We start from the raw sequence: 23,715 nt of genomic DNA, 5'->3' as shown, positions 1-23,715 counted from the left end.
GGGAGGAAACCCGAAATGTCAGACACGACCTACAGTTACCAACTCTTTAAAAGAAGTGATTTCAATGCCTTCTGGGCGTTGTTCACCGACAACCTCGTCAATCTCCTGATCCTGTCTGGCGTGTGCCAGTTTGTCTTTCAGATGCCCGCAGACATCGTGTTCGGGCGCATCGTTCCGGGCGCCGCCATGGCCATTCTTGTCGGTGTGGCGGTCTACACGCTGATGGCCAAATGGACCGCCAACCGGCAGGGCAAGGACGTCACCGCCCTGCCCTACGGCATTTCCACGCCGGTGATGTTCGTCTATCTGTTTGGCGTCATCGGCCCGATCTACTGGGCGACGAATGATCCCGTTCTGGCCTGGCAGGTCGGCATCGGCGCGGGCTTTATGGGCGGCATCGTTGCCGCGATGGGCGCGATCGTCGGTCCGTTCCTCAAGCGGATCACCCCGCGCGCAGGCATGTTGGGAACGCTCTGCGGCATCGCGCTGGTGTTCATCGGATCGGTGCCGCTGGCCGAGATTTTCGAGCATCCGATCATCGGCTTTACATCGCTGCTGTTCATTCTCTGGGGTCTCATCGGCCGTTTCCGCCTGCCGGGCAACGTGCCTGCCGGTCTTGTTGCCATCGCCGTCGGCACGATCATCGCGGTCTTTCTGGGAAAGTCCTCGTTCAGCACCGAAGGCATCGGATTCTATCCGCCGATCCCCTATTTCGGTGACATGATTGCCGGCATTCAGTACCTGTTCGCCAATCCCGAACTGTTCCTCGTGCTGATCCCGGTGCAGATCTACAACTTCATCGAAACCATGAACAACGTCGAATCCGCCGAAGCGGCGGGCGACCACTACCCTGTCGGTGTCTGTCAGCTGACCGATGGCGCAGGCACCATGATCGGCGCGTTGTTCGGCTCGCCCTTCCCGACCACGGTCTATATCGGGCATCCCGCCTACAAGCGCCTTGATGCGCGCGCGGGATATATCATCGGCGTGGCGCTTGTGATTGCGGCGGCCGCCTTCCTTGGTTTCCTGTCGTTCCTCGCCGGACTGATCCCGATTGCGGCAGCAGCGCCGGTTCTGGTGTTCGTCTCCGTCAGCCTCATCACCAACACCGCCTTTGCCGTGAAACCTGCACATATGGCGGCGGTTGCCTTCGCGATCCTGCCCCACATCTCGGCCTTCCTGATCACCAAATGGGGATCGTTGATGAACGCGATGCGCTCGGTTGGTGTTGAAGGGTTGCCGGCCCTCGGAGACAGCGAGTTGACGGCTGCCCTGTTGATGGAAGGCGCGCATTACGAAGGCCACCTGGCCCTGTCTCAGGGGGCCATCATCACCGGCCTTGTCTGGGGTGCCATCGTCGCCGACGTGATCGACGGACGCTTCAGATATGCCGGCGGCTTCGCCATCGCTGCGGCCATCATGTCCTCTGTCGGCATCATTCACAGCTACACGCTGCAAATGCCGCAGCTTGACGGGATCACCCTGGGGTATCTTGTGATCGGTGCCTTTATGATCCTTTATCCGATGTTCGCGCCCAAGGAAGACCTCGATCATCGCATCATCGTACCGGACGAGCCGGATTTCCTTGATGACGACTCCCCGGCGCTGGATCGGGCATAATGCAAAATCGGCGCGGCGGTTCGTGACCGCCCGCCGTTCCCCTCTCTCCCAAAGGCAAAGAACCCATGACCGATACCCTGCTGCGCGGACGTCTTCTCACCTTCCACCGCGAACCTCTGGGTGCCGAAGACACCGAGGCTTACAGCTTTATCGAAGATGGCGCGATCCTGATGCGCGATGGTTTGATTGCCGCGCAGGGCGCCTACCCGGACCTGTCGGAGTCAGCCGACGGTGTTCCTGTCACCGACCATCGCCCACATCTTCTGATAGCCGGTTTCATTGATCCGCACATCCACTTCCCGCAGGTTCAGATCGTGGCAAGCTGGGGCCGCCAGCTTCTTGACTGGCTGAACGGATATACGTTTCCCGCCGAGGCGGAATACTGCAATGCGCAACACGCCCGCGCGATGGCCGGACGGTTCTGCTCGTTGCTCACCGATCACGGCACCACGACGGCGGTTGCCTTCTGCTCGTCGCACAAAACGTCCGCCGAAGCGCTCTTCGCCGAAGCCTCCGATCGCAACATGCGCATGATCGCCGGCAAGACGATGATGGACCGCAACGCGCCCGACAATGTGCTGGACACGCCGCAGACGAGCTATGACGACAGCAAGGCTCTGATCGCCGCATGGCATGGCAAAGGCCGCGCGTCCTACGCCATCACGCCGCGCTTCGCGATCACCTCATCGCCCGAGCAACTGGAAATGGCCGGCAGCCTCGCGTCCGAACATCCCGAGTGCTACATCCAGACCCATCTGTCCGAGAACCATGACGAGATCGCGTTCACTGGCGAACTTTACCCCGACGCCCGCGACTATCTGGATGTGTACGAAACCTACGGCCTGCTGGGCCGCCGCACCTTGCTGGGCCACGCCATCCACCTGACAGAGCGCGAGATCGGCGCGATTGCGCAAAGCGGCGCACATCCGGTGTTCTGCCCGACCTCAAACCTGTTTCTCGGCAGCGGCCTGTTTGACGATGCCGGACTGCGGGCGCGCGGAATTACCAGCGGCATTGCCACGGATATCGGCGCGGGCACCAGCTATTCCATGCTGCAAACGCTGAACGAAGGCTACAAGGTGCTGCAACTCCAGGACCAGAGCCTGCACGCTCTGCGGGCTTTCTACTGGATCACCCGTGGCAACGCCGACGTGCTGGGGCTGACCGACAAGATCGGCACGCTCGATGCAGGAACCGAAGCTGACGTTGTGGTTCTCGACTCAGCAGCAACCCCGGCGATGGCCCTGCGGATGGAAAAGGCGCACTCCCTGTCAGAGGAATTGTTCGCCCTGCAAATGATGGGCGACGACCGAGCCATCGTGCAGACATACGTCGCGGGCGTACCCCGGAAGGGCGTTGAGGCATAAGCGGGACGTGATCACTGCGGCAGCGGTCTTTGCGCCGAAATCGCACAAACCTTACCCGCACTTGCATCGCAGTGGCCCGCTTCGACCGGTCGGATGTCAAACCCGTCCTCAAGTGACGTGCCCTTCACACTGACCAGATAATGCCACTTCAGATCCTCCGGACCATGGCCGTGCTCGTAGGGCGACACGGCCAGGTCGGTCTCGCCACAGCGCATCGCCTCGATCTGCTCTCCGGCGCCGCTCAGGATTTGCCCGACGACATCGGCCCGCGCCATGCAATCTTCCAGCGAGTCCGTTTCGGTTAGAGCCAGTTGCATGGCGCCACCTTGGCCAAGTGTCAGGATGATGAGGATCGTTTTCAGCATGTGGCATCTCCAAAGGGGTCTCGCGGGCTTTGTGCCGCAGGGGCCAGACTGCCGGACACTGGCGCGGGGTGCTTGGACACAGATCAAACTTCCATAGAAATCGCATGGATGTCAGACTATCGGCGGAACTCCGCGCATGTGCGAATTCGCGTTCCTGCGCAGCCCCTTGCGTTACATTAGACTCGATCCAGCCATCATGTCCGGGGCGGTCTCATGCCATTACAAGAATTGTCGGCCATCAACGCGGCGACAGACGCAAGCTATCCGTCCATCGTCGATGAGTATCTGGCGCTGTGGCCGCAGCATCTGACCCTTCAGGCGGCAAAAGGGAAAATGGTCACTCAGGAGGGAGACCATGCCGACCATTCGATCCTCTTGCTCAGCGGCTGGATGGCGCTCAGCAAATCCTTGCCCGATGGCGGCACACAGATCATCGACATTATCCTGCCGGGCGATTTTGTCCTGCTGGGCGCGACAATCGCGCCCGTGGCCGCCTGTTCGGTCGAGGCGCTGAGCGATGCAAGCTACACAATCGTCAAACCCGACCGGGCCAACGGTCCCGATCCGGTCATGGCGCGGATGAGGTTGCTCATGGCGGCGGTTCTCGTCACCACGCAGGCCCGCACCGCCGAACTCTTGCTGCGGTTGGGCAAAAGCAGCGCTGCCAGTCGGATCGCTTATGCACTGATCGAACTCTACACCCGTCTGGAGCCGCTCAACCTCGCCCATCGCGGTCGGTTCAATCTGCCGATGACACAACACAAGATCGGCGAGTTTGTCGGCCTCAGCAACGTCCATGTCTGCCGCACCATGCGCCGCTTCGAACGGGCCGGAATCATAACGAATCTTGACCATCAGGATATCGTCATCAACGACCTGTCCGCCCTGGCCGAAATCGCAGAGATCGACCTCGACGTCTTCCGCCGGGAAATCCTGCTGCGCCGGCCGCAATAGGCTATCGCATCTCCACAATCTCGCCCAGCGTCTGACCGGCGATTTCCTCGCTGGCATCGTTCGCGATGTCGCCAAGACTGATGATCCCGACAAGCGCATCCTCGGCGTCAAGCACCAGCAGACGCCGCAGGCGCAAATCGCCCATGCGGTTGGCGACCTCCTGAATGGTCTGGTCGTCGCGGCACGTGGCGACCGATCTGGTCATGATTCCCGCCACAGAGGTGTCCGAGCGCACCCGAGGGCACCAACGGGTGACGATATCGCGGTCGGTCACCACGCCGACAAGCTGCCCACTGTCGCTGACAGGCACAATGCCGATGTCGAGCTTGCTCATCAGCGCCGCAACCGCGCGCACCGAGGTGTCCGGGGTGACGGTCGTTACAGGTTTGCGCATTATGTTTCGTACCAACATCTCATGCCCCTCCCGAGCGGTGGCTGCCGTCATCGGTTGCGGTGGTCGTTCGACGGTCATGTTTGAGCGCCTCGAAGCCGATGATGACGTCTAGTAATTCGGTTGTGATCTCGCTCTGTCGCAGCGACCGCATGTCGCCGGTCAGCGCCTCGAGCCGGTCGTCGATCGACCGCTCGGCCTGTTGCATCCGCGCCAGACGCGCCGCGTTTTCGGTCACCAGCGCCTCGGCGGCGGCGCGGAAAATGCCGGCGAACAGATAGGCACGGATCAATGCCGACAGGAGTTGCTCCGGCGGCAATCGGAAGACCGGCAGGCTGCGCGATGACCACGCGCGCTGGGACAGCGATTTGACCAATTTAGCGTCGAACGGCAAAAGAGCTTGAAAAACCGCGCTTTGCTGCCCGTGGCTCATGCGCTGCATGAACACCAGTGACACAGCCGCAGCGTCCCCATCCTTGGCGGCGCGGATCGAATCCAATGTCGTGATCAGCCGCCCTGACAGACGGCCCAGCCCATCGACGCTGGCCGGAGGCATCAGCGTCGTTTCCGGCACGATGTCCTGCCCGTAAAGCGCGTCTTCCATCTGCGCGCCAACGCAGATCACCCGACCGGGCCGCGCCGTGAGCGCGCGTGTCACCTCGAGCGCGACAATTTCGTTGTAATTGCCGCACAAGCCGTGATCGGACCCAAACGCGATGACGATATGAGGGCCGTCATCAGGCGTGTCCGATGGCAGCCCGCCTTGCGCGACGACATAGCCATGCAGCCCGTCCAGAACGGTCTGGCGGTAGCCGTCGATGGCCTGCGCGGCCTGCTCGTATGGCAGGGCGTTGATGGCCGACATGGTCTTCATCGTCCGCACGATCCCGCGGATGCTGCGCATGGTGCCGGTGCGGCGCGTCAGGACTTCAAGCGTCTGGGTCATCGCCCGCCTCCGCCTCGTCAATCGCCCGGCGCGCAGCCGTGAGAACCGCCGCGCGTTGCGCATCGCTCAATGCTTCATCCTTCGCGATACTTTCCGCCAGTCCGTGATCGTCCTCGGCCACGCTTTGGCGCACGGCCTGCATCGCGCGAACGGCCCTGGCGTCGTCCATATTGTCCAACACCCCTTCCATCGCGCCAAGCAGCACCGCCAGCTGTTCATTGGCCGGGATCGGATCGCGTTCTGGCTGGCGCAGCGCCGCGCGTACGGCCGCGCCGCGGGCCAGCCGCGCCCGCGTGGTGTCGTCAAGCCGGGTGCCGAACCGCGCGAATTCCTCCAGTTCCTCGAACTGCGACAAGGTCACGCGCAGGTTGCCCGCCACCTCGCGGAACGCCCGCGATTGCGCCTTGCCACCAACGCGGCTGACCGACACGCCAAGATCCACAGCCGGAAACTGGTTGCGCCGCACAAGACGCGGGGAAAGGTAGATCTGCCCGTCGGTGATCGAGATCAGGTTCGTCGGGATATAGGCCGACAGGTTCTCGGCCTGCGTTTCAACCACCGGCAATGCCGTGATCGACCCGTGACCTTCGCTGAACTGTCCCGCGCGTTCAAGCAGCCGTGCATGGACGTAAAAGATGTCACCGGGAAACGCCTCGCGTCCGGGCGGGCGGCGCAGCAGCAGCGACAATTCGCGGTAGGCGTGGGCGTGATGGGTCAGATCATCCAGCACCACCAGCACATCGTGCCCTTTGGCGGCAAAGCTCTCGGCGATGGACATGGCGGCGTAAGGCGCGACATAGGCCAGACCGGGCGGATCCTCGTCACCGGCGGCAACGATCACGGTGCGCTCCATCATGCCGCCGTCACGGATCGCGCCGATGACCTTGGCGACTGCATCGCCGCGCTGTCCGATGGCGCAATAGATGCAATGCACGCCTGTCTCGCGCTGGTTGAGGATCGCATCGACCGCGATCGAGGTCTTGCCGGTCTGCCGGTCCCCGACGATCAACTCGCGCTGGCCCAGCCCCACCGGAACCGCCGCATCGACCGCCTTCAGCCCGGTCGCCAGCGGACGCGCCACCGCGCGGCGGTGCCGGATGGCGGGCGCTTCGGCCTCGACAGGCCGCAGTGGCGCGGCATCAAGCGGCCCCAGCTCGTCCCGGGGGCGGCCCAAGGCATCGACAACCCGGCCCAGCAAGGCCGGACCGACCGGCACGCTGGCGACACGGTTGGTGCGGCGCACATCCTCGCCCGGACACACCCGCTCCGACGGGCCGAGCAGGACCACGCCCAGCCGATTGGGCTCCAGATCAAAGACCACGCCCTGCACGCCGGAGGCAAACTCCAGAACCTCGTCCGACAAGGCGCGCGCCAGCCCGGTGACGATGGCCACGCCATCCGCCACTTCGCTCACACGCCCGATCTCGCTGATGCGTGGATCAGGTGCCGGGCTCTCAAGCAGCGCCTGAAGCAATCCGGATGTGCCGGTCAATGTCAGGTCAGGCCGCATCCGACACCTGCCCTTCTGATCCGCCCTCGGCCAAGGCGTCCAGCTTTGCGTCCAGCCCGTCGAGATAGCTGTCGATGTTCCAATCCACCTGCGCCGCCCCCAGCTTGAGGCTGAGGCCGCGGGCCATCTCCGGATCGGTCTTGAAGCGCAAGTCAACGCCGGGCAATATCCGCGCCACGGCATCGCGCAACAGGGATTGCGTCTCTGTCGGCAGCGCGTCGCGGGTGAAGGCGACGGCATCGCTGGTGTCTTTGGCCGATTGCGTCAGCTCGGCGGCTATAGCCTCCAGCTGTGCCGCGCCCTTGGCGACGATCCTCTGCTCGAGCGTTTCATCCGCCAGATCGGCGAGCGCCTTGCGGGTCAGGTCCAGCAACGCGGCCGCGCCGGTGCGGTGCAGTTCAGCCCGAACATCCTGTTCGGCCTTTTCAATGTGGCGCGCGCGTTCCTGTTCTTCGGCCAGCAACCGCGCGCGTGCGTCCGCGAGAAGCGCCTTGCGCTCGTCGTCGGCCTTTGCCCGTGCCGCATTCAGCACGTCCGCACGGCTGGCGCTCAAAGCGGCGATCTCGGCCTGATACTCGGCCTCGCGCGCGTCTGCGTCTTCGCGGATGCGCGCCGCCTCTCCCATGCGGGCGGCAATCTCGGCCTCGCGGGCGTCGATCCCGTCAAGGATCGGGCGATAGAGAAACCGTTTCAGCAACCAGACCAGAACCAGGAAGTTGAGGATCTGCGCGCCGACCGTGATCCAGTCGATCGACATGGCTTATCCCCCCACACCTTGCCCCGCAGCCTCGATTGCGGCGTTCCAGAACGGGTTGGCGAAGATCAGGATCATGGCGACGACGAAACAGTAGATCGCCGTCGACTCGATCATCGCAAGGCTGACGAACAGGGTCCGCGACAGGGTCGAGGCGGCATCGGGCTGTTGCGCGATCGCGCTGAGAGCCATGGCCGCCGCGCGCCCTTCTCCCAAGGCCGGTCCCAACGCGCCGAACGACACGGTCAAGCCAGCGGTAAAGATGGAGATGGCGGCGATGATCGAAAGATCGGTCATGGCATGTCCTTTCTGGAAACGGATGTATCGGGCGGCGGCGTTGCCGTGGCCGACGAGATGTAAACGGTGGCGAGGATGGCGAAGATGTAGGCCTGAATGACGCCTGTCAGCAGCCCCAGCATGTCCATCAGCACGGGAAAGAAGAACGGCGCGATACCGAGCAGGATCGCCGCGATGACGGCGCCGCTCATGATGTTGCCGTAAAGGCGGATCGCCAGCGATATGCCGCGCGATATCTCACCGATGACGTTGAACGGCAGCATGATCGCCGACGGTTCGATATAGGTTTTGAGGTAGCCGCCGATCCCCCGGTTGCCGATACCGAACAGCGGCACCGCCACCAGCACCGAGAGCGCCAGAGCGGCCGTTGTGGAGAGCGACGCGGTCGGCGTGTCGAACCCCGGCACGACCGTCAGCAGGTTGGCGGTCACGATGAACAAAAACAGCGTGCCGACAAAATAAAGGATACGCGGGTCGCGATGCTGGGTGACGTCGGCAATTTGCCCGACGATGCCGTTCACAATCACTTCAAGTGCCGTGCGCCAGCGGTTCGGCGGCACATCGGGGCGCAGGTTGCGGGTGACAAGCGCCGAAACGCCCGTCAGCAGCGCCATGATGATCCACGTATTGACGATGGTGGCGTTGATCGCAACGCCCCACAGCGTGAAGATCACAACCTCGTCCGGTGTCAGTTGCACGGCGCTGCCTCCTTTGAGCGTGGCAGGCGGGCGATGACAAGAATGCCGAAGCGGGTCGCCAGAAAGGCGACCACGAACCCGGCAAGTGCCGACGGCCCCTGACCCGCCACCAGCCAGCCGACGCCCAGCAGCGCCGCGATCCTGACCGCGGCACTCAGCAACAGCACCGGAGTGGCATGATCCGAGCGCAAGGCAAGCCGCAGCCCGTAGGCAAGGCCTGCAAAGAACAGCGCCGCGGCCACGGCTCCCGCAGCCGCGCCCAGCCCGACAAGTGTCCAGTCCAAAACGATCATTTCCCGTCTCCTTCCTTGCCGATCCAGCCCCAGGCAATCGCCGCGCCCAGAACGACGCCGGCAAGCAACAGCGCCAGCGTCCAGGAAAACTCCTGCGGCGCGACGCGATCGAGCCAGAGCCCGAGCAACGCACCACCCACCGTCGGCACGGCAACCGACCAGCCAATCATGCCGAACGTGCCAAAGCCGCGCAGCGGGCTTGGCCCTGGGTCGTCGCGCGCCGTCTTCATGCGCTTTGCATGATGGCCGATGCGGTTGGCGCGGTCGTCGTCGTCATCCGTCATGGCTGCACCTTTCTGAGGCTGGCAAAGCGGCGCACCATGTCCGCCTCCAGCCGCGACAAGGCCGCACGCGCCACCCGCTCCTCGTCCTGAAGCGATGCAAAGCTGTGCGCGACCGTGTCTTGCAGACTGTCCAGATCATCGCTCTCGACCGCCCGGCGCACTGCGATTTCAACGCGGTGGCCCTTCTTGACCAGCACCCCCTCGTCGATGCCGAAGATGCGCTCCTGCCCGTCCGTCTGGGTCAGCAAGAGCACCGAAGGCACCAGAGCGGTGACAAAATCGACATGGTTCGGCAGGATGCCGAACGCGCCGTCCGCCGCCTCTGCGCGCAGTCGCGTGGCATCCCCCTCGAAGAGGACCGAGGATGGCAGGCGCAGGTACACCTGCATCTCCGACGCCGTGCTCATGCCGCGTCCTCCTTGAGATCGGACAAGCCGCCGATCATGTAATACGCGCTTTCGGGATGATCGAACGTGGTCTGCGACAGGATCGCTTCGCACCCCTCCAGCGTCTCGTCGATGGGCACCAGCCTGCCCGTCGTGCCAGCCGAGGCACCGACGGTGAAAAACGGCTGCGTCAGGAACCGCTCCAGCCGCCGTGCCCGCGCCACCACGGCGCGGTCATGCGCGGACAATTCCTCGATCCCCAGCATGGCGATGATGTCGCGCAGATCCTCGTATTCCGCCAAGGTCCGGCGCACCGCGCGCGCGATGTCGTAATGCCGCTGGCCCACCACGCCGGGCGTCAGCATCACCGAGGTTGACGCCAAGGGATCGACCGCCGGGTACAGCCCCTCGGACGCCCGCTTGCGCGACAACACGACCGAGGCCGACAGGTGCGAAAAGATATGCGCCGCCGCCGGGTCGGTGAAATCATCCGCAGGCACGTAAACCGCCTGGATCGACGTGATCGCCCCGCTGCGCGTTGAGGCGATGCGCTCTTCCAAGGCCGCCAGTTCGGTCGCCAGGGTCGGCTGGTAGCCCACACGGCTTGGCATCCGCCCCAACAGCCCCGAGAGTTCCGATCCTGCCTGCACGAAGCGGAAAATGTTGTCGATCAGCACCAGAACGTCCTGCCCGCGCGTGTCGCGGAAATACTCGGCCATGGTGAGGGCAGATTTGCCCACCAGAAACCGCACGCCCGGCGCTTCGTTCATCTGGCCGAACAGCATCACCATCTGGTCACGCACCCCGGCCTCGCCCATCTCGCGCCACAGCTCTTCGGCCTCGCGCGACCGCTCGCCGATGCCGCAGAACAGGCTGACGCCGTGATGGTGTTCGACCGTGTTGTGGATCAATTCGCTCAACAGCACGGTCTTGCCGACACCCGCCCCCCCGAACAGGCCGGTCTTGCCGCCGCGTTCGATGGGGGACAGAAGGTCGATGGCCTTGATGCCGGTTTCCAGCACCTCGGCGCGCAGCACTCGCTCCGACAGCGGCGGCGGCGCGCGGTGGATGGTGTGGCGGTCCTCGCCCTCGGGCGGCGGCAACCCGTCAAGCGGCGCCCCGAACATATCGAGCATCCGGCCAAGCACAGCCTCGCCTACCGGAACGGTGATCGCCGCACCCGAATTGGTGACGCGTGCGCCCAAGCCCAGCCCGCGCACCGGTGCGAGCGCGATACAGCGCACCACGCCATCGCCCACGATGGCGGCGACCTCCATCGGCACGTCGCCCGCATGCAACAGCGTTTCGATCTGCGGACAACCTTTGGCAAACGCCACATCGACGATCCCGCCGCGAATGGCAGAGATGGTGCCGCTCGGCAAGCGGTCGGTCCCGGAGTTTACGATCTCGGCCATATGTCAGGCTCCTACGTGACCGCTTTAGATCGGATGTGACGACGGAAGGTCGATCTTGCGCAGACGAAAGGCCAGAAACAGGAACAGAACGCCAAACGCGATGGCATAGATCCCGATCAGCCAGATCACCGAGATCAACCCGGCGGCAGGCATCGCGATGAGCAATCCGCCAAACAGGATCGACAGTACGCCGCTCAGGATCAAAATCCACTCGCCGGTGATTTCCTTGCGAATCTGGAACGCCAGAACGATCCGCAGCAATCCGCCGATCACCGCCCACGCGGCGATAAACATCAGCAGAACGATCACCGTCACACCGGGCATGAGCAGCGTCAAGAGGCCGAACACGATACCCAGGATCGATTCCAGAACCAGCGGCCAGACCCGTCTCATCCTGTCGCGGTATCGAACCGCGTCGATCAGGCCGAAGATGCCATCCACCAGAACATATGCCCCGAGCAGTAATGTCAGCACAGAAACGGTCAGTGCCGGCCACATGAATGCAGCCACACCAAAGGCAATCGCCGCGAGGCCGCGCAACAGGAAAACCCACCAACTTCGTTGTAACAACTCCAGAATTGGCTCCATGAGACTCACTCCTAATCAATAAAAACGTGCAATGATGCCTTCTGTCTATCCCGCCCCCGGCTTTCGACATTAACCGCAGTTAAACATGACGCGGCGGCGCTTTGCCGATCACCGAGAGCCGAGGTTGACGGGGGTTAATGCGCATAGGACGCAGGGCGTGCATATTTGGCTCAAGCGAAACGCTCTCAATGGAAGGAATTCGATATGGCTGGAGTGAAATACCAAAATCTGAGTACCGCGCAGGATAATGCCCTCAACGCCGCGCAGGTGATGTTCAGCATGAACCCGGCTTATACGCCTCACGTGACCCGTTTCTGGGAAGCGCAGGACCATTTTCTGAAAGAGACCGAAAAATACATGGCGTCATGGTTCCAGCGTCGCCACGAAGCGACGCAAGCCGCGTTGGAAGCCGCAACCGAAGCCGCCGACGAGGACATGCGGAACCCTGCAACGGCGATGAAAACAATCACCGACTGGCAGACGCATTCCATGGAACGGATGGCGGAAGACATCACGGAACTGGCCGACCTGATGACGCGTTGTGCTTCAATCTGGTCTGAAAACGAGACCGAGGCGGTCGAGGAAACGGCCGAGAACGCAAACCGCGCAACCAAGGGTGCGAAATCGACAGCCGTCTGATCCAGAACAAAGGAAGCGAACATGGACAACAAGCAAGACTACCAAGCCAAGCTGAACGCCCAGCTTGATGAGTGGAAAGCAGAGATCGCCAAGCTTCAGGCCAAGGCCGAAGCGGCTGGCGAAGAGGCCAAGGAAGACTATCGGGAGGCTGTCGACGGGCTGCAAAAGCGCCGCGAGACACTGAAAGTGCAACTGCGCGAGATGGCCAAGGCGCAAGACGCCGCCTGGAAGGACATCAAGACCGGCGCGGATGCCGCTTGGGATGATCTTGAAGTCGCGATGAAACGCGCCTGGAGCCGCTTCACCTGACGCCAATCCCGCAAGGTTTCAATGACAAGGCCCCGGCACATCCGGGGCCTTTTTTTTGTCAGGTCGCTATCCGCCCCAGCAACGCCGACGCACTCTGGGCCAGCACCTGCTCCTCGTCGGTGCGCAGCATCCAGACCGGCAGGCGGCTTTGCTCCGTCGTCAATCGCGGGCCGTGCGTATCATTGGCCGCCACATCAAGTTCAGCGCCCGCCCAGCGGATCTCATTGATCAACCGCGCGCGCAGTGCCGCGATATGCTCTCCCATGCCGGCGGTCAGAACCACGCCATCGACCCCGCCCAGCGCGCCCATCAAAGAGCCAAACGTGCGCCCGAACCGGTAGACAAAGAAATCCACCGCCTCTTGCGCCTCGGGTCGGTCGCTGGCGAGAAGATCGTTCATCTCGCCACTGATATCCGACACGCCGAGCATCCCCGAGCGTGTGTAGAGCATGTCACGCACCGCTTCCGGGCTGTGCCCCCGGTCGATGATCAGATGAAGCACCGCACCGGGATCGAGCGCGCCACTGCGCTGTCCCATCGGCATCCCGTCAAGCGCGGTCAGGCCCATCGTCGTGGCGATGCTCCGCCCCGCGTTCAGGGCGCACATGCTCACACCATTGCCAAGATGCGCGACGATCACCCGCTTGTCCGCGATCTCGGGGCAGGACTGGCGCAACGATCCGGCAATGGACTCGTAGGACAGGCCGTGAAATCCGTAGCGCAGGATGCCATCCTCTGTCAGATCGCGCGGCAAGCCATAAAGCTGCGCCAGTCGCGGCTGGGTCCGGTGAAACGCGGTGTCGAAACAGGCGATCTGCGGCACGCCGGGATAATGGTCCCTCAGCTTGCGGATCGGGCGCAGGTTGTGGATCTGGTGGCTGGGTGCCAATGGCGCGAGCTCCGCAAGGCGCTCCAGCACCGCGTCCGTCACCTCGACCGGAGCGGCGAACTCCGCGCCGCCATGCACGACGCGGTGGGCAAAGCCGGCAATCCGGCCCCCTTGCGCCACATCGTTCAGCCGCTCGACCATGTGTTCGAACGCACGACGATGCGCCGCCTCAGGGCTGTCCGGCGTGCCCAGCGCGATTTCGTCGTGCGCGCCGGTCACCAGATCACGCTCGCTCGCCACCATGTCGCCGGTCAGGCCACGGATCGACAGCCTGCGGATCACCTGAGGCGCGCCGCCGCCAAGCCGGAACACCCCGCACCGCAGGCTCGACGATCCGGCATTCATCGTCACGATCAAACCGTCAGCCATTAACGCTGGCCTTCTCCCGGTTCGCCGCCGCGACAAGACGCACCAGCGCCGCCGACGCGCATCGCTGGTCGACCGTGTCCGACCGGCTGGTCAGCGCGACCGGGACCGCCGCGCCCATGACGATGCCAGCGGTTTCCGCATTGGCCAGATAATCCAGATCCTTGACCAGAATGTTACCCGACACCAGATCGGGCACGATGAGAATATCGGCCTGCCCGGCCACATCCGATTTGATGCCCTTGATCGCCGCCGCCCTGGGCGAGATCGCAAGATCCATCGCCAGCGGACCATCGACATCGGCCCCCTTGATCGTGCCGCGATCGGCCATTTTGCAGATCGCAGCGGCAAAGATCGTCGATTCAATGTTCTCGTTGATGTTCTCGGACGCCGACAGAAGCGCAACCTTGGGCCGCTCGATGCCCAGCGCATGCGCCAACTCGATCGCGTTGGCGGTGATGTCGCGCAGGGTGCCGAGGTCGGGGCGGATGTTGATGGCTGCATCCGACACGAACAACAGCCGGGCATAGCTTGACACATCCACCGCAAAGACGTGGCTCATCCGCCGCTTGGTGCGCATCGCCTTTTCCGAGATGATCTCCTGCATCAGAACCCGCGTTTTCAACGCACCCTTCATCAGCCCGTCAACCCTGCCCTCCACCGCGAGCGCAACGGCGGTCTTGGCCGACTGCTCGGGCGTTTCGGTGTCGATGACTTTCGTCTCGCCCAGCTCGACACCGGCCTCTTGCGCGGCCTGACGGATTGCGTCTTGCGGTCCGACCAGAACGGCTTCGATCAGACCGCGGCGCTGGCTTTCCAGCGCCCCCATCAGGCTTGGCCCGTCGACCGGATGGATCACGGCGATCCTTACCGGCGCGGCGTCATGCGCCATCTGCTCGAGCCGGTCGAGACGGTCGGGCCGCCATTCCCCGCCCGCTTGCGGGTGTGTTGCTGGTTCTGTCATTCTGGCCGTTCCTTCAACGTTGAAAGACATAGGTGCCCGGTGCGTCGCTGGACGGCAAGCCCCGGCTTTCGGCAAGTCCCATTTTCGGCGGCTTTGTGGCCGTGCCGGATTGCTCCTGTAGCCAATGCACCAAATCGACCCACCATGACCCGTCCTTCATCGGCGTCTGCGCAAGCCAGTCCTCGGGCGGAGTATAGGCATCTCCGTCACGCGCATGCGCGATCTGGTAGCTGCGCCCCTTGTGGCCCGGTTCGCTGACAATGCCTGCGTTATGCCCGCCAGACGTGAGCACGAAGGTGATGTCGGTGTCCGACAGCAAATGCAGCTTGTAAACCGACTGCCACGGCGCGACGTGATCGCCCGTTGTCGACACGCAGAACACCGGCACCTTGATATCGCTGAGCGCCACCGGCTTGCCGTCAACCTCGTACTGGCCTTGCGCCAGTTCGTTGTTGAGGAAGATGTGGCGCAGATATTCGCTATGCATCTTGTAGGGCATCCGCGTCGCATCGGCGTTCCATGCCATCAGATCGAACATCGGCTGACGCCGGCCCATCAGGTATTCATGCACATAGCGCGACCAGATCAGATCGTTCGAGCGCAAGAGCTGGAAGGCGCCCGCCATCTGCTTGGTATCGAGATAACCCTGATCCCACATCATGTGCTCAAGGAACGAGACCTGGCTTTCGCTGATGAAGAGTTGCAATTCGCCCGGATCTTCGAAATCGGTCTGCGTGGCGAACAGCGACATCGTCTTCAGCCGGTCGTCACCATCACGCGCCATCTGCGCCGCCTTGGCCGACAAGAGCGTGCCACCAAGGCAATAACCAACGCCATGAACCTTGGTGTCCGGCACGATCCCGTTCACCACTCCCAGCGCCTCATCGACTGCTGCCAGATACTCTGCCATCCCCAGATCGCGGTCGCCCGCATCCGGATTGCGCCAGGAGATCATGAACACGGTAAAGCCCTGCTCGACCAGATAGCGCACCAGCGAATTGTGGGCCGACAGATCGAGGATGTAGTATTTCATGATCCACGCCGGCACGATCAGGATCGGCTCTGGCGCGACCGTTTCGGTTTGCGGCGCATACTGGATCAGCTCCAGCAAGTGTGATCGCCACACCACCTTGCCCGGCGTGACCGCCACCTCTTGCCCCGGCTGGTAGTCTTCCGCCCCCACCGGCGGCTGGCCCGACATCGTGCGCTCCCAGTCCTCGATCAGGTTCTGCACACCCCGAACAAGGTTGACACCGCCCTCGCGCGCGGTGTGGGCGATCACTTCCGGATTGGTCCAGAGCCCGTTGGACGGTGACATCATGTCGAGCATCTGGCGGGCCGCAAAAGACACCACCCGTTCATCACGGCGCGACATGCCGTCGATGTTGTTGGTCGCGTGGTACCACCATTGCTGGGTCAGCAGGAAACTCTGGTAGAGCAGATTATACGGCCAGCGCTGCCATTCCGGCGCATCAAAGCGCTTGTCGTAATCCAAGGGCAGAATACACGGCGCCGCGCTGCCGTTCAGGGCGTGCATGCTTGTCGCGGTGGCAAAGCGCGCGGCCTTGCGACCGGCTTTTTCCACCAGTCGCAGCTGCTTGCCAGGCGATCCGGCCAGATGAATCCACCAGTTGAAAAAGCTCGATGACAGACCGTAGGGCGTGATCCCGAGCGTCAAGCGCGCCAGATGCGCCTTGATTGCATGATCCAGCGTTTCGGTGCTGTAATTGTCCGGCACCGTCTCGTTACAGCGCAAGCGCAGTTCCGGCGACATCGGATCGCGCGGCGTCCGCTCGGATGTTGCGGGTGGTGTCGCAACCGGAGCCTCGGGCACCGATTGGGTCGGCGCGACGGTCTTGCTCTTGGATTTCGACTGCGGCTTCCTCTTGGCGTCAGCCATGACTTGTCCCTTTCCGGCATCGCCGGCCCAACGCGCAGTCGGACCGGTATCTCGATTCAACCCGTTCCTAGACCGATGCGTCCGCGCGCACATTAACGACGGTTAACCACGCAATGCACACGTCACTCAGCCTGAACAGCCCGCGTGTCTTCGCCGCGCATATCGCCCGCGACCTCGCGCAGCGCCGCCTCGTCCAGGGTTTCCAGATCAAGCAGCTTTTCAGCCGTTTCGTCCAGAATATCCCGATGCGCCGTGAGGATCTGCATCGCCTGGTCAAACACCTCCTGCAACACGTCCCGCACCGCGCGGTCCATCGCCTCGGCCGTCGCCTCGCTATAGCTGCGCTCGACATAGCGCGGGGTCTGGCCGTTCAGGAAATTGGATCGCTCGGCCTCGTAGCTGACATTGCCGAGATCGGCGTCCATCCCGTAACGCGCCACCATCGAGCGCGCGATATCGGTCGCCCGCGCCAGATCGTCGGCGGCGCCTGTGGACAGGTGATCGAACACCAGCTTTTCCGCAGCGCGCCCACCCATGAGCACCGCGATCTTGTCGCGCAATTCGCGTTCGGTCATCAGGAAGCGGTCCTCCGTCGGCCTCTGGATCGTGTAGCCCAGCGCTCCGATGCCGCGCGGAATGATCGACACCTTGTGAACAGTGTCCACTCCCGGCAGCGCCATGCTCACCAACGCATGTCCCATCTCGTGATACGCCACGATCCGGCGTTCGCGCGGATTGATCAGCCGGTTGCGCTTTTCCAGACCGGCGACGATGCGTTCGATGGCGTGGGTGAAATCCGTCATCTCGACCACATCGGCCCGTCGGCGTGTTGCCAAAAGCGCGGCTTCGTTCACCAGGTTGGCCAGATCGGCACCGGAAAAGCCGGTGGTCAGCGCGGCGATGCTGTCCAGTTCCAACCCCTCGGCCAGCACGATCTTCTTCAGATGCACCTTCAGGATCTGGATTCGCCCCTTGCGGTCAGGACGATCGACCAGCACCTGCCGATCGAACCGCCCCGCACGCAACAGTGCCGGATCAAGGATCTCGGGACGGTTGGTTGCAGACAGCAGCACAACGCCCTCGCTCGGATCAAACCCGTCAAGCTCTGACAGAAGCTGGTTCAGGGTCTGCTCGCGCTCGTCATTGCCGCCCTGGATCGCGCCGGTGCCACGGGCGCGCCCCAGCGCGTCCAACTCGTCGATGAAGATGATTGCCGGAGCCGCAAGCCGCGCCTGCTCAAAAAGATCGCGCACCCGCGCCGCGCCGACGCCAACAAACATCTCGACAAATTCGGACCCGGAAATGGAATAGAACGGCACCCCCGCCTCCCCCGCCACGGCTCGCGCCAGCAACGTCTTGCCGGTGCCCGGAGGGCCGACCAATAGAATGCCCTTGGGCATGCGTGCGCCAAGACTGCCATAGCCTGCGGGATCCTTCAGAAAGTCGATGATCTCCTGTAGTTCGGTCTTGGCCTCATCGACGCCCGCAACGTCGGCAAAGGTGACCTTGGTGTCTGTCTCGACATAGACCTTGGCCTTGCTCTTGCCGACCGACATGAGCCCGCCAACGCCTTGCCCGCCGCCCATCCGGCGGATTGCGAACATCCAGATCCCGACAAAGAACAGCGCCGGCAGAACCCAGGACAGCAGCGTGGTGAACCAGGTGTTCTCAACCGCGCCGGTATAGGTCACGTCCGTTTCGCTCAGTCGGTCGGCCAGATCGGGCGACACTGCGGTGGTGACAAACCCGGTCTTACCGTCCTGCGGCTCTGCGAAGGTTCCCTTGATCGTGTCCGAGCCGACGATCACCTCCTGGATCCGTCCCGCTTCGAGGTCTCGCACGAAGGCACTGTAGGGGATGGCCTCGATGGTCTGGCTCTGCACCCACAGATCGCGGATAAAGACAACGCCCATCACCGCGAGCAGGATGTACCAGACGTTGATTTGTGTTTCGCGTTTCATGCCGGTGCTCCGATGTGGCCAGATGGCTTCCAAACGGCAGGTTAGCGCACGCGGATCCGAGATGTATTGATACGGGTCAACATCACGCCAAGACCGTCAGCACCACGGTCGCGTAAGGTTCACTCCGTCAGCGCGGCAGCCTGCCGGGCGATATCCTTGGCGATGGCCTCGTGATAGAGCGCGCGCAGATGCGTGGTGAGCGGACGCGCCCCGGTGCCGATCTCCTTGCTGTCGATCGACGCGACCGGTGTCTGCGCCCCGAACGATCCGGTCAGGAACGCTTCGTCGGCGGAATAGGCCTCATAGAGCGAAAAGTTCTTTTCCCGACACGGAATGCCATTGGCGCGGCACAGCTCGATCACGTTGGCGCGGGTGACGCCGTTCATGCAGTAATCTCCCGTCGATGTCCAAACCTCGCCCTTGCGCACGATGAAAAAGTTGCACGCGTTGGTGGTGTTCACAAACCCGTGCGGATCAAGCATCAGCGCCTCATCCGCGCCCGCCGCCTCGGCCTGCATACAGGCGATCACGCAGTTGAGCTTGGAATGGCTGTTGAACTTGGCGTCCTGGGAATGCGGCAAGCCCCGCACCTGCGGCACCGACGCCAGTCGGATGCCGTGGCTTTGCAAACTGTGGGCCGGTTTCGAATGCTCCATGATGATCACCAGCGTCGGACCGGACCGCGACAGGCGCGGATGCTGGAACGGCTTGTCCTTGATCCCGCGCGTCAGCATCATGCGGCAATGCACATCGGTGGTCATCCCGTTCGCCTCGGCCGTCATGCGCAACGCCTCGGCAACGCTCGCACGGTCCATGCCGACGTCAAGGCCGACCGCATGGCAGCTATCGAAAAAGCGATCCATATGTGCGTCGAAAAACGCCCAATGCCCGTCGTACAGCCGCATCCCCTCCCACATGCCGTCGCCCAGCAGGAAGCCGGAATCATAGACCGAGACCTTCGCCTCATCGCGGTGAAACAGTTCGCCATTGATATAGATCCGGATATCGCGGTTGCGCGCATCCTCTTCGGCGTCATGTGTGGTGTGGCTGGTGTCTGTGGTCATCGCTTTGCCTTATCCCTGCGCAGGACCGCGCGCGCTCATTAGGCCGTCTCGCTCCGGTGCGGTCAAGCAGCGTCCTGAAGGCGGTCGCCCGATCAACGACGTGCTCCGAGACTTTCCGATTGCGACCTGCGGCAAATGCCGTAAACCCACCCCGACCATCCGCCCGGAGCCGCGACCATGACCCTGCCGATTGCCACGATCACCCCCGTCACTACACCCCTGACCGGAGAGGTCACCTTGCCGGGGTCGAAATCCGTCACCAACAGGGCGCTGCTTGTGGCAGGGCTGGCACGCGGCACCAGCCGCTTGAGCGGCATTCTGCGCAGCGATGACACCCGGTACATGATGACCGCCCTGCGCGCGATGGGTGTGGAAATCACCGAAACAGACGAAACGACGGTCAGCGTGACCGGAACCGGCGCGCTGCGCCCCGCGTCAGAGCCGCTGTTTCTCGGCAATGCCGGAACCGCCATGCGCTTCCTCACCGCCGCTGTTGCGCTTGTGGACGGCACCACAGTCCTGACAGGCGACGAGCACATGCAGAAACGCCCCATCGCGCCGCTTCTCGACACGCTGCGCGCAATCGGTGTCGATGCGACCGCGCCGACCGGCTGCCCGCCTGTCACGGTGCACGGCACAGGCCGCTTCCAGCCCGGCGAGATCGAGGTGAGCGGCACCCTGTCAAGCCAGTATATCTCGGCCATCATGATGCTCGCCGCGATGGGCGACGCGCCCACCCGCATCCGCATCGGCGGTGGCAAGATCGGCGCGGTCGGCTATCTTCACATCACCGCCGCCGTCATGCGCGCCTTCGGAGCGCAGGTGGACTTTCCGTCGGACGCCGAGATCACGATCCAGCCCACAGACTACACCGCGACCGATTACGCCATCGAACCCGACGCCAGCGCCGCCACCTATCTCTGGGCCGCCGAGGCGCTCACCGGCGGGCGGATCGACATCGGCACCGCGCCCGAGGACATGAACCAGCCCGACGCCAAGGCGCACGCGATCATCGCCGCTTTCCCCGACATGCCGCCCGAGATCCACGGCGCCCAGATGCAGGACGCCATCCCGACGCTGGCCGTTCTGGCCGCCTTCAACAATACCCTCGTCCGCTTTACGGGCATCGAGAACCTGCGCGTCAAGGAATGCGACCGCATCGCCGCCGTGCATCAAGGGCTGACGCGGATCGACCCCGATCTGGCAAGCGTCGAAGGCGACGACCTGATCGTCCACGCCCGCCCCGATCTGGCCGGGAAAACCCGCGACTGCCTGATCGACAGCCATGCCGACCACCGCATCGCCATGAGCTTCGCCCTCGCCGCGCTGCGCATTCACGGCGTCAAGATCGAAGACCCGGATTGCGTCTCCAAGACCTTCCCCGCCTACTGGCACGTGCTACGCAGCCTTGGCGTAGAGGTGGAGATCACGCGATAATCTCGAACTTCACCACATCGACCATCCCCCGGTCGGTGATCTTGAGCGCCGGAATGACCGGCAGCGCCAGAAAGGCCAGTTGCAGGAACGGCTCGTTCAGCGTCACGCCCAGCCCCCGCGCGGCGCGGCGCAGCTGTTCCAGCGATGCGCGCACCGTCTCGAACGGCTCAAGGCTCATCAGCCCCGCCACCGGCAGCGCCAGTTCCGCCAGAACCTCGCCGCCCGACGCGACGACAAAGCCGCCCTCGATCTCGCCCAGCCGGTTCGCCGCCAGCGCCATGTCCGCGTAATCGACCCCGACGCAAGCGATGTTGTGATGATCGTGGCATACGGTCGAGGCAATCGCCCCGCGCTGCAACCCGAACCCGCGCACAAAGCCCGTCGCGATATTGCCGTTTTTCCCATGCCGCTCGATCACCGCGATGCGGATCAGATCGCGCGCCGGATCGGGGCGCTTGTCGCCATCCTCCACCGCGATGTCCTCGCGCAGATGTTCGGTGAGGATCTTGCCCTCCATGATCCCGATCACATCCGTCTCCGCCTTATTGGCCCCGCTGCGGAAATCCTCCGCCTCCAACGCGCGCGCATGAACAGATCTCCGCGCCACCGGCGCCACCGTGCCGCGCGCCGCGAAGGCTTCCGCCGTCGCCTCGACCCCGCCACAGAACACCGCGCGCACATCGCACGCCTCCAGCGATCCGACCGCGACGATATCTGCGCGCTTGCCCGGCGCGATCAGCCCGCGATCCTTCAGCCCGAACGCCTCCGCTGCCGACAGCGACGCGGCGCGATAGGCCGCCAGCGCTGGCGTTCCCAGCCCGATCAGCGTGCGGATCATGTAATCCAGATGCCCCTCCTCACCGATATCCAGCGGATTGCGATCATCCGTGCACAGGCACATATACGGGGCGGTGCGCTCCGTCAGCAGCGGTTGCAGGGCGTGCAAATCCTTGGAAACCGACCCCTCGCGGATCAGCACCCGCATCCCCTTTTGCAGCTTCTCGCGCGCTTCCTCGGCGGTGGTCGCCTCATGCTCGGTCGAAATTCCGGCGGCGATATAGGCGTTCAGATCGCGCCCCGAAAGCTGCGGGCAATGGCCGTCGACATGGCCGCCCTCAAACAACCGCAGCTTGTCCATGACATCCGGGTCGCGGTGTATCACGCCGGGATAATTCATGAACTCGGCCAGCCCGATCCCCGAAGGATGCCCGCGCAACTCCGCCAAGTCAGCCGCCGACAACGCCGCGCCCGCCGTTTCCATATGGGTCGAGGGCACGCAGGAGGACAGCTGCACGCGGATGTCCATCAGCGTGTGTTCACTGGCGCGCTGGAAATAGCGGATGCCCTCAGCGCCGATCACGTTGGCAATCTCGTGCGGATCGCAAATCGCCGTCGTCACCCCATGCGGCGCAACGCAGCGATCGAATTCGAACGGTGTCACCAGCGAGCTTTCGATGTGCAAATGCGTGTCGATGAAGCCCGGAACAAGCGTCAGCCCCGACAGGTCGCGTGTCTGCACGCCCTCGTATGCGGCGCAGGTTCCCGCAATCATGCCATCGCAAATCGCCACATCGCCCTCGAGCAGGGCACCTGTCACGAGGTCGAGGGTTCTCGCCCCACGCAGAACCAGATCGGCGGGCGCGTCCCCGCGGCCAACCGCAATGCGGCGTTCGAGACCATCCTTGCCAGTCATACAATTTCCCTTGCGATCGTTCCGGACGTGACGTTATCCCAGACCACTGTGTCGGACCACAGTGGAAATTAGCGCTAACAACCCTGAGGCGACCCCACAAAGGCCCGGACCCGCCTGAGTCGCCACTGGCGGATCATGCGCGACAATAACGGCATACGATGGCATACCGGTTCACTATGTCACACCTTCCGTTTCGGTAACGCTGCGGCCCCGACAGGTCACAGGTACCCGATTTGAGCCTTTGCGCGCCGGATCAAAATTTGAGACTTTTGAGGACGTTACGTTGCGTCCTGTTAAATATTTTTCAGTTTTGCATGGATTATTGCAAATTTTTTACAGCTAAGTGCATGTTTTACAAATACTTATTTATTTGTTTTCACATTCCTCTATGATCACGACAAGTCGCGATAACACCGAAGTGATCGCAGTCTGGAGCGCCTGATCTGCATCGGGCGATGAGAGGGAGTTTGAAACCGATGACTGACAAATCCAACACCGACACGACGACAGGCCTCTACCCGCCATCCTCCGACATCGTATCGAACGCGCATGTTGATGCGGCGCGGTACGAGGAGATGTATGCGCGTTCGGTGTCCGAGCCCGAGGCGTTCTGGGCCGAGGCGGC

Annotated in this window: 24 protein-coding genes; 6 read left to right on the top strand and 18 right to left on the bottom strand. The window is 63.1% G+C overall.

The features are described from left to right. Positions 1-15 precede the first annotated feature (15 nt). Positions 16-1,620, top strand: coding sequence for a xanthine/uracil/vitamin C permease (locus tag ACGKZZ_RS11560; protein ID WP_411223724.1), 1,605 nt, complete (start codon positions 16-18; stop codon positions 1,618-1,620). Positions 1,621-1,685: 65 nt separating this feature from the next. Continuing rightward, positions 1,686-2,987 carry a guanine deaminase gene (guaD, locus tag ACGKZZ_RS11555; RefSeq protein ID WP_411223723.1) on the top strand — a complete coding sequence of 434 codons (1,302 nt, stop codon included), beginning with the start codon at positions 1,686-1,688 and terminating at the stop codon, positions 2,985-2,987. 11 nt (positions 2,988-2,998) lie between these two features. On the opposite strand, the gene ACGKZZ_RS11550 is transcribed toward guaD, so the two are convergent. Next, positions 2,999-3,352, bottom strand: a complete 354-nt coding sequence (locus tag ACGKZZ_RS11550; RefSeq protein ID WP_411223722.1) for a hypothetical protein — start codon at positions 3,350-3,352, stop codon at positions 2,999-3,001. A gap of 213 nt (positions 3,353-3,565) precedes the next feature. On the opposite strand from ACGKZZ_RS11550, the gene ACGKZZ_RS11545 reads away from it, so the two are divergent. Next, positions 3,566-4,306, top strand: a complete 741-nt coding sequence (locus ACGKZZ_RS11545) for a Crp/Fnr family transcriptional regulator (RefSeq protein WP_411223721.1) — start codon at positions 3,566-3,568, stop codon at positions 4,304-4,306. 1 nt (position 4,307) lies between these two features. Here the strand turns inward: ACGKZZ_RS11545 and ACGKZZ_RS11540 are convergent, their stop codons facing one another. The 11 genes from ACGKZZ_RS11540 to ACGKZZ_RS11490 are packed head-to-tail and all read right to left on the bottom strand — an operon-like array spanning position 4,308 to position 11,868. Further along, positions 4,308-4,700, bottom strand: coding sequence for a CBS domain-containing protein (locus tag ACGKZZ_RS11540; RefSeq protein WP_411223720.1), 393 nt, complete (start codon positions 4,698-4,700; stop codon positions 4,308-4,310). Positions 4,701-4,719: 19 nt separating this feature from the next. After that, the gene (locus tag ACGKZZ_RS11535) at positions 4,720-5,643 is read right to left on the bottom strand and encodes a FoF1 ATP synthase subunit gamma (RefSeq protein WP_411223719.1); all 924 of its coding nucleotides are present in this window, start codon (positions 5,641-5,643) and stop codon (positions 4,720-4,722) included. Then, complete coding sequence (locus tag ACGKZZ_RS11530) at positions 5,627-7,153, bottom strand: F0F1 ATP synthase subunit alpha (protein ID WP_411223718.1); 1,527 nt, start codon at positions 7,151-7,153, stop codon at positions 5,627-5,629. The genes ACGKZZ_RS11535 and ACGKZZ_RS11530 overlap by 17 nt, the downstream gene beginning before the upstream one ends. Beyond that, positions 7,143-7,910 carry a F0F1 ATP synthase subunit B gene (locus ACGKZZ_RS11525; protein ID WP_411223717.1) on the bottom strand — a complete coding sequence of 256 codons (768 nt, stop codon included), beginning with the start codon at positions 7,908-7,910 and terminating at the stop codon, positions 7,143-7,145. The genes ACGKZZ_RS11530 and ACGKZZ_RS11525 overlap by 11 nt, the downstream gene beginning before the upstream one ends. 3 nt (positions 7,911-7,913) lie before the next feature. After that, complete coding sequence (locus tag ACGKZZ_RS11520) at positions 7,914-8,204, bottom strand: F0F1 ATP synthase subunit C (RefSeq protein ID WP_411223716.1); 291 nt, start codon at positions 8,202-8,204, stop codon at positions 7,914-7,916. Next, entirely contained in the window at positions 8,201-8,902 is a 702-nt protein-coding gene (locus ACGKZZ_RS11515) for a F0F1 ATP synthase subunit A (RefSeq protein WP_411223715.1), read from the bottom strand. Before ACGKZZ_RS11515 ends, ACGKZZ_RS11520 begins: the two co-directional genes overlap by 4 nt. Continuing rightward, the gene (locus ACGKZZ_RS11510; RefSeq protein WP_411223714.1) at positions 8,893-9,195 is read right to left on the bottom strand and encodes an ATP synthase subunit AtpR; all 303 of its coding nucleotides are present in this window, start codon (positions 9,193-9,195) and stop codon (positions 8,893-8,895) included. The genes ACGKZZ_RS11515 and ACGKZZ_RS11510 overlap by 10 nt, the downstream gene beginning before the upstream one ends. Further along, the gene (locus tag ACGKZZ_RS11505; RefSeq protein WP_411223713.1) at positions 9,192-9,479 is read right to left on the bottom strand and encodes an AtpZ/AtpI family protein; all 288 of its coding nucleotides are present in this window, start codon (positions 9,477-9,479) and stop codon (positions 9,192-9,194) included. Before ACGKZZ_RS11505 ends, ACGKZZ_RS11510 begins: the two co-directional genes overlap by 4 nt. Next, positions 9,476-9,886, bottom strand: a complete 411-nt coding sequence (locus ACGKZZ_RS11500) for an ATPase (RefSeq protein WP_411223712.1) — start codon at positions 9,884-9,886, stop codon at positions 9,476-9,478. The genes ACGKZZ_RS11505 and ACGKZZ_RS11500 overlap by 4 nt, the downstream gene beginning before the upstream one ends. Continuing rightward, on the bottom strand, positions 9,883-11,280 hold the full coding sequence (atpD, locus tag ACGKZZ_RS11495) for a F0F1 ATP synthase subunit beta (protein WP_411223711.1): 1,398 nt from the start codon (positions 11,278-11,280) through the stop codon (positions 9,883-9,885). Before atpD ends, ACGKZZ_RS11500 begins: the two co-directional genes overlap by 4 nt. Before the next feature lie 24 nt (positions 11,281-11,304). Continuing rightward, positions 11,305-11,868 carry an HdeD family acid-resistance protein gene (locus ACGKZZ_RS11490; RefSeq protein WP_411223710.1) on the bottom strand — a complete coding sequence of 188 codons (564 nt, stop codon included), beginning with the start codon at positions 11,866-11,868 and terminating at the stop codon, positions 11,305-11,307. A 204-nt stretch (positions 11,869-12,072) separates the two neighbouring features. Here ACGKZZ_RS11490 and ACGKZZ_RS11485 point away from each other — a divergent pair, with 204 nt between their 5' ends. Continuing rightward, positions 12,073-12,507: a hypothetical protein gene (locus tag ACGKZZ_RS11485; RefSeq protein WP_411223709.1), complete on the top strand. Its 435-nt coding sequence runs from the start codon at positions 12,073-12,075 to the stop codon at positions 12,505-12,507. A gap of 21 nt (positions 12,508-12,528) precedes the next feature. Then, on the top strand, positions 12,529-12,816 hold the full coding sequence (locus tag ACGKZZ_RS11480; RefSeq protein ID WP_411223708.1) for a hypothetical protein: 288 nt from the start codon (positions 12,529-12,531) through the stop codon (positions 12,814-12,816). A gap of 58 nt (positions 12,817-12,874) precedes the next feature. Here the strand turns inward: ACGKZZ_RS11480 and ACGKZZ_RS11475 are convergent, their stop codons facing one another. The 5 genes from ACGKZZ_RS11475 to ACGKZZ_RS11455 form a co-directional block, all read right to left on the bottom strand. Beyond that, a complete protein-coding gene (locus ACGKZZ_RS11475) occupies positions 12,875-14,074 on the bottom strand; it encodes an acetate/propionate family kinase (RefSeq protein ID WP_411223707.1) in 1,200 nt (399 codons plus the stop codon). Continuing rightward, positions 14,067-15,035 carry a bifunctional enoyl-CoA hydratase/phosphate acetyltransferase gene (locus ACGKZZ_RS11470; protein WP_411223706.1) on the bottom strand — a complete coding sequence of 323 codons (969 nt, stop codon included), beginning with the start codon at positions 15,033-15,035 and terminating at the stop codon, positions 14,067-14,069. The genes ACGKZZ_RS11475 and ACGKZZ_RS11470 overlap by 8 nt, the downstream gene beginning before the upstream one ends. Before the next feature lie 13 nt (positions 15,036-15,048). After that, the gene (locus ACGKZZ_RS11465; RefSeq protein ID WP_411223705.1) at positions 15,049-16,935 is read right to left on the bottom strand and encodes a PHA/PHB synthase family protein; all 1,887 of its coding nucleotides are present in this window, start codon (positions 16,933-16,935) and stop codon (positions 15,049-15,051) included. A 122-nt stretch (positions 16,936-17,057) separates the two neighbouring features. Further along, on the bottom strand, positions 17,058-18,896 hold the full coding sequence (gene ftsH / locus ACGKZZ_RS11460; protein WP_411223704.1) for an ATP-dependent zinc metalloprotease FtsH: 1,839 nt from the start codon (positions 18,894-18,896) through the stop codon (positions 17,058-17,060). 119 nt (positions 18,897-19,015) lie between these two features. Continuing rightward, complete coding sequence (locus ACGKZZ_RS11455; protein ID WP_411223703.1) at positions 19,016-19,960, bottom strand: aminotransferase class IV; 945 nt, start codon at positions 19,958-19,960, stop codon at positions 19,016-19,018. A 177-nt stretch (positions 19,961-20,137) separates the two neighbouring features. Here ACGKZZ_RS11455 and ACGKZZ_RS11450 point away from each other — a divergent pair, with 177 nt between their 5' ends. Next, a complete protein-coding gene (locus ACGKZZ_RS11450) occupies positions 20,138-21,397 on the top strand; it encodes a 3-phosphoshikimate 1-carboxyvinyltransferase (protein WP_411223702.1) in 1,260 nt (419 codons plus the stop codon). Here ACGKZZ_RS11450 and ade read toward each other — a convergent pair. Then, entirely contained in the window at positions 21,387-23,090 is a 1,704-nt protein-coding gene (ade, locus tag ACGKZZ_RS11445; protein WP_411223701.1) for an adenine deaminase, read from the bottom strand. The two genes, ACGKZZ_RS11450 and ade, sit on opposite strands and share 11 nt — an antisense overlap. Between the last annotated feature and the right edge of the window lie 625 nt (positions 23,091-23,715).

Source organism: Marivita sp. S2033, from assembly GCF_046592965.1.
In the GTDB taxonomy this organism is placed as follows: Bacteria; Pseudomonadota; Alphaproteobacteria; order Rhodobacterales; family Rhodobacteraceae; genus Marivita.
The sequence above is the reverse complement of the archived record's forward strand: the minus strand, read 5'-3'. Positions and strand labels throughout refer to the sequence as shown.